This is a genomic window from Myxococcus sp. AM010 (genome assembly GCF_013372585.1).
Taxonomy (GTDB): domain Bacteria; phylum Myxococcota; class Myxococcia; order Myxococcales; family Myxococcaceae; genus Myxococcus; species Myxococcus vastator.
Genome location: NZ_JABXEO010000039.1, coordinates 65,049 through 72,504 on the forward strand (window position 1 = coordinate 65,049; position 7,456 = coordinate 72,504).

The following is a 7,456-nucleotide window of genomic DNA, read 5'->3' on the forward strand; positions in this document are numbered from 1 at the left end:
CGGATGCGAATCCTCCACCTGCTCGCGAGTCCCTTCTACAGCGGCCCGGCCGAGAACGTGGCGCTCCTGGCCCAGGCGCAGCGCGCCGCGGGGCACGACGTCACGGTGGCGGTGGACCGTCGGCGCAAGGAGGTGCTGGCCGAGGAGCCCGCGGCTCCGCGCTTCGAGGCGCTCGGCCTGCTGGACGAAGGGGGCATGGAGCTGTCCGTGAAGTCCCCGCCCTGGCGGATGTGGCGTGACCTGCGCCGCTTGAAGGCGCGGACGGTGGACGTGGTGCACTCGCACTTCAGCCATGACCACCTGCTGGCGAGGTGGGGACGGCCTTCAGGAGCCATCCTGGTGCGCTCGCTGCACGCCCCGCGCTCATTGCGCTCCTCGCTCCCGGCCGCGGACGCCTTCACCGTCCCGGCGAGCGCACTGCTTCCTCGCTTGTTGGGGAAGGGCGCGACTGCCCAGGTACTGCCAGCCCTGGTGGACGCCCGGTTCCAGCCGGCGCCGGACGCGCGGTCGCTGCGAGCAGAGCTCGGGCTCGAAGGCACCCCCATCATCGGAATGGTCTCTACGTTCCAGCCGTCACGCCGGCACGCGGTGGGGGTGGACGCCTTTGCCCTGTATCGGAAGCAGCGTCCCGGGGCGCGTCTGGTGCTCGTGGGGGACGGCGGCTTGCTGGAGCAGACGCGCGAACAGGTCCAGGGCTTGGGGCTGACGGATGCCGTCACGTTCGCCGGCTACCAACAAGGGGACGCCTTCGCGCGGTGGCTGCGAGCGCTGGATGAGGTCTGGCTGCTCGGGCTGGGCAATGACTGGAGTGCCCGCGCGGCGGCCCAGGCTCGCGCATGCGGCGTCCGCGTGGTGGCGGTGGACGAAGGCGCCCTGCCGGACCTCGCGGATGCACGGGTGGAGACACCGACGCCCGAAGCCGTGGTCGCCGCGGCGCTGTCCGCCCAGCGGGCACCCGTGCGACACCCGACGAACGAGCAGATCGCCGCGGAGGTCCTCGCGCTCTATGCACGAGCGAGGCGCGCCCCGTGACGTCTCCGGAGGCCCCCACCGCCATCGAGCGGGTGTTCTACCCATCGTCGCCAGAGCCCTGGGGCCGCCGTGCCCTGCTGTCGCCGCTCACGTTGGTGTCGTGGACGTATGCTGCCGCCGTGCACGTGCGAGCGGCGCTCTACGACGCGGGACTGCTGCGCGCGGCGCGGGTGGAGGGGCTCAAGGTCATCTCCGTGGGCAACGTCAACGTGGGGGGCACGGGAAAGACGCCCGCGGTGCTCCACCTGGCGGAGCAGTTGGTCCAAGCGGGCCGCAAGGTGGGCATCTTGACGCGCGGGTATGGCCGCGCCTCGCGTGAGCCGCTGACCTTCATCGGGTCGGAGCCGCTTCCTTCCTCGGAGCTCGCGGGCGATGAGCCGCTCCTGCTGGCGCGTCGCTGTCCCCAGGTCCGGCTCTTCGTGGGCTCGGACCGCGTCGCGAGTGCCTACCGCGCGCGGGACGAGTTCGGCCTGGACACGGTGCTGCTGGACGATGGGTTCCAGCACCGCCGCCTCGCGCGAGATGAGGACTTTGTCGTCGTGGATGAGTCCGTGGGGCTGGGCAACGGCCACATGCTTCCACGAGGGCCGTTGCGTGAGCCCCCTGCGTCACTCCGCCGCGCGACGCTTTTCTGGCTGAGGGCGTCCGCCACGGCGGCGGAATCCGCTGTGCTCCCGCTCACGAGGGCCGAGGACACGCTCGGCGGGTGGTTGCCCTCGAGCCCGGGGATTCCCAGGGTGAGGACGCGCTATCGGCCCACGGCCTGGGTGGACCCGGAGGGGAACCTTCATCCCGTGGCAGCGCTCACGGGCCAGCCGGTATTCGCGTTGGCGGGCCTTGCCCGGCCGGGGGGCTTCCTGAAGACCCTGCGGGCACTTGGGACGGACGTGCGCGACGCCGCGTTGTTCCCGGACCACCATCGCTTCACGGCGGCCGAACTGCGCGACGTCCAGGCGCGAGCGGCCCGGCAGGGGGCCCGGGTGGTGACGACGGAAAAGGACGCGGTGCGTCTGCCGCCGGGCTTCGAGGCCTGGGTGGTCCGCCTGGGGGTCGACGTCCTGGAAGGCGAGTCCCATCTGCGGCGGGCGCTTGGATTGGAGGATGCACCGCGCGGCTTGTGAGGTGGGGACGCCTGTGGGACAAACCGCCGCCATGGCCGCAGTCTCGCCCGCTCGTTCGATGCCGTCGCTCGCCCGCCTGCCGCACGCGTTTGCCCGCCGCAAGGTGTTGCTGGTGGGCGACCTCGTCGCCGACCACTACATCTACGGACAGACGGACCGGGTGAGCCGGGAGGCGCCCGTGCTCATCGTCCGCTACGAGTCCGCGGAGGTGAAGCTCGGGGGGGGCGCCAACGTGGCGGCCAACGTGCGAGCCCTGTCCGGGCAGGTCTCCGCGGTCGGCGCGCTGGGCCAGGACGAGATGGGCAAGGAGCTGCGCCGCCTCTGCGCCGAGTCCGGCATCCAACTGGACGCGGTGAGCGGCCGCGGCATCGAGACGGAGACGAAGACGCGCATCCTGGCCGGTGGGGTGAGCACCACGCGGCAGCAGATGTTGCGACTGGACCGGGGCCAGCGGGGCGAGCTTCCTCCGAAGATGCGCAAGGCGCTGGCGCGGCAGGTCGAACGCTCCGCCCAGGACGCGGACGCGGTGGTCGTGTCCGACTACGGGGCGGGGGTGCTGGGGGACGAGGTGCGCGAGGTGCTGCGTCGCCTGGCCGCGGACGGCGTGCCCGTGTGTGTGGACAGCCGCTATGCCCTGTCCTCCTTCTCGGGGCTCACGGTCTGCAAGCCCAACGAGCCGGAGCTGGAGGCGCTCGCGGGGCGCCCCGTTCGGACCCAGGAGGACATGCTGGAGGCGGGGCACGCCGCGTTGAAGCGGCTGGCGTGCCGCGCGCTCCTGGTGACGCGAGGCCGCCACGGCATGGCGCTCTTTGATGCGGACGGAGGCGTGGACTTCATCCCCGTCCATGGCGCGAAGGCGGCGGTGGATGTGACGGGCGCGGGAGACACGGTGATTGCGACGTTCGCGCTGGCGCTGGCCGCGAAGGCCTCGCTTGGTGATGCGGCGCGGCTGGCGAACGTGGCGGGCGCGTTGGTGGTGCAGAAGCCAGGCACCGCGACGGTGTCCCGCGATGAACTGCTCGAAGAGCTTCGGAGCGCGAGATGAGCACCCTCGAGAAAATCCAATCGCTCGCGAAGGTGGCGGAAGAGCGCGAGCGCTGGCGGGCCGAAGGACGCACGGTCGCGCTGGCCAATGGCGTCTTCGACCTGCTGCACGTGGGGCACGTCCGCTACCTGGAAGGGGCCAGGGCCCTGGCGGATGTCCTCGTGGTGGCGGTGAACTCGGACGCTTCCACCCGGGCCTACAAGGGACCCGGCCGGCCCTACATCCCCGAGTGCGAGCGGGCGGAACTCGTCGCGGCGCTGGCCTGCACGGACCGGGTCATCGTCTTCGACGAGTCCAACGTTCGCGTCATCATCCGGGCGTTGAAGCCGGACGTGCACGTGAAGGGCACGGACTACACCCCGGACAGCATCCCCGAGGCCGATGAGGTCCGCGCCTATGGCGGGCGAACGGCCGTCTCTGGAGACCCGAAGGACCACAGCACCACGGACCTGGCCCGGCGGCTGGGCCGCGAGGGCACGGGTTAGCCGGTGTCATTCATCGCCGCGGAGGTGTGGGCCGTCCTGGGATGCCTTCACTGCAAGTCACCGCTTCAGGCGCGGGAGGCTCAAGAGCAAGTCTCCTGCGAGCCGTGCCGCCTGAGCTGGCCCGTGGAAGAGGGAATCCCCAGGCTGACGCCCGAACACGCGGTGGTGGAGCCTCCCGTGTCCGGGACGTGAATCCTCAGGAGGGGAGGCTCGCCGCGAACGCCCTGACCTCTTCGGCGGCCCGCTCCTCCAAACCCTGCCCCCTTGCACCATCGACCAGGGGGGTGAGGTCCACCATGCGGTGGGGGGCGTACGCATGGCCCCAGCGCTCCATGTCCATCCGCAGGAAGAAGGCCAGCGTGGGGGCACCCACCGCGACGGACAGGTGCATGGGCCCCGTGTTGTTGCAGAGGGTGAAGCCGGCCGCGCGCATCAGGGCGGCCAGCTCGTCCAGGTTGCTCGCGGGCGCGAGCTCGGCGCCAGGGGCGGCATCCACCACCCCACGTGCCAGTGCTTCTTCCCCAGGGCCCCAGGTGACGATGGGGGTACGCCCCAACGCTACCAGTGCCCGAGCCGCGGCGGCGAAGGCCGCGGGTGGAATCCGCCGAGGTCCCAGCCGCCCCCCGGGATTGATGACCGCGAAGGGTTTCCCGGCCAGGACGTCGAGATAGGCGCGGATGGCCGGGCCCACGGTGGGCTCGCGGAAGGACAATCCGCGCGCCACCGCGCCGTTCGTGAGCGGGGTGAGCAGGTGCGTTCGTTGAACGGCTTCGTTCCGCGTGTCCGTTCGAGCGGGGACGGGCAGGGAGTGCAGGCGGGACACTGGCCAGAGGTCGGGCCCGATGACGACAGCCTCGGGGCCCGCGAGCCGGGACACGAGCGCGCTCGTGACCGAGGGCGACTCCCAGTTGGCGCAGTCGACCACGACGTCATACCGGGCGCGTCGCAGCGCGGCGATGCCAGGCGCCAGGGGCCCCATCCAGATTCTGCGCCGGTCGAAGGGAATGATGACGTCCGCGTCCGGGTGCCCGTTCAGGACTCGAGCGACCTTCGCGTGCACCAGGACGTGGACCTCGGGCGCGGGGTGGTGGTGCGCCTTGAGGGTCCTCATCAACGGCGTGGTGAGGAGCGCCTCGCCCACGCGGTTGTCGGGCCGCACGAGCAGCACCTTTCGAGGCGCGGGAAGTGGGGTGCCAGGACGCCGCCGGCGGCCCGGGCGCCACAGCAGGGCGGACGCCACGAACGCCAGTGCCAGCTTCGCCCATGATTCGAGCCGCTTGTGCCAGGACATCTCGCGGCGGGACCCTACACAGAACTGGAGGCGGTGCAAGCGCGCGGCTTGACCTCGGACCCGAAAGCCCCTAGCAACCGCCCAATGTTGAAGAGCATGACGGGGTTTGGCGCGGGCCGCGCGCGCGTGGGGGACGAAGAAGTCTCCGTGGAGCTGCGCTCACTCAACCACAAGTTCTGTGAAGTGAAGGTGCGGCTTCCGCGGGAGCTGTCGTCCCAGGAGCCGTTGGTGTCCAAGCAGGTGAAGGACCGGCTCGCCCGAGGCTCGGTGGATCTGCTGGTGAAGCGGCAGGCCCCCACCTCGTCGGGGACGGTCCCCACCGTGGATCTCGGCCTGGCGCGGGAGTACGTGCGCGCGTTCCGGGAGTTGGCCAGCGAGCTGGGACTCCCGGGAGACGTCGCCTGGTCGCAGGTGGCGAACCAGCCCGGCGTGGTCCGCCTGGAAGAGAAGGGCGTGGAGCTGGACGCCGCCTCCCAGGCGCTCCAGGCGGCGCTGGACCAGGCGCTCACGGCGCTGGAGAAGATGCGCCAGGTCGAGGGTGAGGCCATCTATGCGGACCTGGATGCCCGGGTGAAGCTGCTGGAAGGCTGGAGCAAGGAAGTGGCTCTACTCACTCCGAAGGCGGTGCAGGAGTACCAGCAGCGGCTCACCGACCGGATTGCCGAGCTCGCGAGCGGCGTCGCGGTGGACCCGCAGCGGCTGGCCCAGGAAGTGGCGCTCTTCGCCGAGCGCACGGACATCGCCGAGGAGGTCACCCGCCTGGCGAGTCACCTGGAGCAGTTCCGTGTCCTCATGGCCAGCAACGAGCCCACTGGCCGTCGAATGGATTTCCTCGTGCAGGAGATGCACCGCGAGGTGAACACGACCGGCTCCAAGAGCCAGCACGCCGAGCTTTCCGTGCGCGTGGTGGCCATGAAGGCCGAGGTCGAGCGCATCCGCGAACAGGTGCAGAACGTCGAATGAACGAGAATACCGTGCTCCCGCCTGGCTTGTTGCTCGTGCTCTCCGCTCCTTCCGGGGCGGGGAAGACCACCCTTGCGCACCGGCTCCTCAAGGAAACGCCGGATGCGGTGTTCTCCATCAGCGTCACCACCCGAAGGCCTCGAGGGAAGGAGCGCGAGGGGGTGGACTACCACTTCGTCGACGTCGCGACCTTCCAGTCGAAGATTGAGCGCGGCGAGTTCGTGGAGTGGGCGGAGGTCCACGGCCACTTTTATGGAAGCCCCCAGTCAGTGGTGGACGAGGCGCGTGTCCGCAAGAGCGCGGCCATCTTCGACATCGACGTGCAGGGCGGTCAGGCCATCAAGCGCAAGCACCCGGATGCGGTGACCATCTTCGTGCTGCCGCCCTCCATGGAGGAACTGGAACGGCGCCTGAGGGATCGTCAGACGGACTCCGACGAAACCATCCGGCGCCGAATGCTGGCGGCTCGCTCGGAGATCGAGCGGGGCATCGCGTCCTACGATTACGTCGTGGTGAATGACGACATTGAGCGTGCCTACGGTGAGCTGCGCTCGGTGGTGGTCGCGGAGCGTTGCCGGCGCGGACGTGTGGACGTGTCGAAGTTGGGCCTGGGAATCGGCGGCTGACCGCCTCGGCGGAAGTGTTCGGAATCAAACTTCTTGCGCAGCCCGATCGCTTGATGGATAAGCGACCACACCTCGCCGCGTTGCGCGGGCGTCACACAGGCGTCCGCCGGGTCGCGAGTACCCACATCTCTCATCTTCATTGGGAGCGGAATCAGGCGCGTGGGTGTTGAGGTCGTGAACCAGCGGGCGGGTGGCAGGTGAGTGGGTAGCCATCTCAACGGGAGATGGAGCTGGGGTGTTCGGTCGATCGTCAGGAGTGGGGCGCTCGAGCGGTTGACAGGAAGCGCGGCGGTGATAGAAGCCGCGCCCCTCGCAAAGAAGCCCGCGCGCTGGCGCGGAAGACACTTCGAGCGAGTCAGCACGAAAATACGGAATACGGTGGTCAACGCAGCGGGTTGACAAGAGACGCGGCGGTGGTAGAAGCCGCGCCCCCGACGAAGAAGCCCGGAAGAAAAGGGCAGGCGAGTCGAGGGAGTCAACAAAGCGCAGCGGTTGACAGGGAGGGCGGCGAAGCGGTAGAAGCCGCGCCCCTCCGGAAGAAGCAGCGGAAGCCACTGGGCGGCGCTGAAGACTCCGGAAGCCAGCAGGACGGCGAAAAAGCAGCTTGATAAAAGACGCCGAGTTGAAATAGAAGCTGACGCCCCGCCGGACGAAAAGACGGCGAGGCAGCAACGAAGAAGACGGTAGCAAGAAGTCGCTGGCGGCACAAGCGACTCGGTCTTTGAAAACCAAATAGCAAGCCCAAGAAGAAGCTAGATTGCGGAAACCGCAGTCAATTTCTTAAGACGGTGCCAGCCAGGTCGCGCTGAGAAGCGCAGCCGGCAGCACTGGAAACGAATCAGCGAGTTTCAGGTTCCTTAGCCGGACCTGAGGCTGACGCCGGTTCAAATCTT

The 7,456-nt window shown here is 69.3% G+C and carries 7 protein-coding genes; 6 read left to right on the forward strand and 1 reads right to left on the reverse strand.

Going from position 1 to position 7,456, the window contains the following annotated elements:
* Positions 1–3 precede the first annotated feature (3 nt).
* From HV826_RS19075 to HV826_RS19090, 4 genes are read left to right on the forward strand one after another with little or no spacing between them, the layout of a single operon-like run.
* Entirely contained in the window at positions 4–1,032 is a 1,029-nt protein-coding gene (locus HV826_RS19075) for a glycosyltransferase (protein WP_176418456.1), read from the forward strand.
* A complete protein-coding gene (gene lpxK / locus HV826_RS19080) occupies positions 1,029–2,153 on the forward strand; it encodes a tetraacyldisaccharide 4'-kinase (protein WP_176418457.1) in 1,125 nt (374 codons plus the stop codon). The genes HV826_RS19075 and lpxK overlap by 4 nt, the downstream gene beginning before the upstream one ends.
* A gap of 31 nt (positions 2,154–2,184) precedes the next feature.
* Complete coding sequence (locus HV826_RS19085; protein WP_255207860.1) at positions 2,185–3,198, forward strand: bifunctional heptose 7-phosphate kinase/heptose 1-phosphate adenyltransferase; 1,014 nt, start codon at positions 2,185–2,187, stop codon at positions 3,196–3,198.
* Positions 3,195–3,683, forward strand: a complete 489-nt coding sequence (locus tag HV826_RS19090) for an adenylyltransferase/cytidyltransferase family protein (RefSeq protein WP_176418458.1) — start codon at positions 3,195–3,197, stop codon at positions 3,681–3,683. Before HV826_RS19085 ends, HV826_RS19090 begins: the two co-directional genes overlap by 4 nt.
* 196 nt (positions 3,684–3,879) lie before the next feature.
* Here HV826_RS19090 and HV826_RS19095 read toward each other — a convergent pair whose 3' ends face one another.
* Positions 3,880–4,974 (reverse strand): glycosyltransferase family 9 protein, encoded by a 1,095-nt coding sequence (locus tag HV826_RS19095; RefSeq protein ID WP_176418459.1) that lies wholly within the window; start codon positions 4,972–4,974, stop codon positions 3,880–3,882.
* Between the two features lie 84 nt (positions 4,975–5,058).
* On the opposite strand from HV826_RS19095, the gene HV826_RS19100 reads away from it, so the two are divergent.
* The gene (locus HV826_RS19100; protein ID WP_176418460.1) at positions 5,059–5,937 is read left to right on the forward strand and encodes a YicC/YloC family endoribonuclease; all 879 of its coding nucleotides are present in this window, start codon (positions 5,059–5,061) and stop codon (positions 5,935–5,937) included.
* On the forward strand, positions 5,934–6,563 hold the full coding sequence (gene gmk / locus HV826_RS19105) for a guanylate kinase (RefSeq protein ID WP_176418461.1): 630 nt from the start codon (positions 5,934–5,936) through the stop codon (positions 6,561–6,563). Before HV826_RS19100 ends, gmk begins: the two co-directional genes overlap by 4 nt.
* Positions 6,564–7,456: the final 893 nt, after the last annotated feature.

Excerpts from the sequence above, each read along its gene's own strand:
- HV826_RS19075 (WP_176418456.1), top strand. The coding sequence starts at position 4 with ATGCGAATCCTCCACCTGCTCGCGAGTCCCTTCTACAGCGGCCCGGCC.
- HV826_RS19085 (WP_255207860.1), top strand. The coding sequence starts at position 2,185 with ATGGCCGCAGTCTCGCCCGCTCGTTCGATGCCGTCGCTCGCCCGCCTG.
- HV826_RS19090 (WP_176418458.1), top strand. The coding sequence starts at position 3,195 with ATGAGCACCCTCGAGAAAATCCAATCGCTCGCGAAGGTGGCGGAAGAG.
- HV826_RS19095 (WP_176418459.1), bottom strand. The coding sequence starts at position 4,974 with ATGTCCTGGCACAAGCGGCTCGAATCATGGGCGAAGCTGGCACTGGCG.
- HV826_RS19100 (WP_176418460.1), top strand. The coding sequence starts at position 5,059 with ATGTTGAAGAGCATGACGGGGTTTGGCGCGGGCCGCGCGCGCGTGGGG.
- gmk (WP_176418461.1), top strand. The coding sequence starts at position 5,934 with ATGAACGAGAATACCGTGCTCCCGCCTGGCTTGTTGCTCGTGCTCTCC.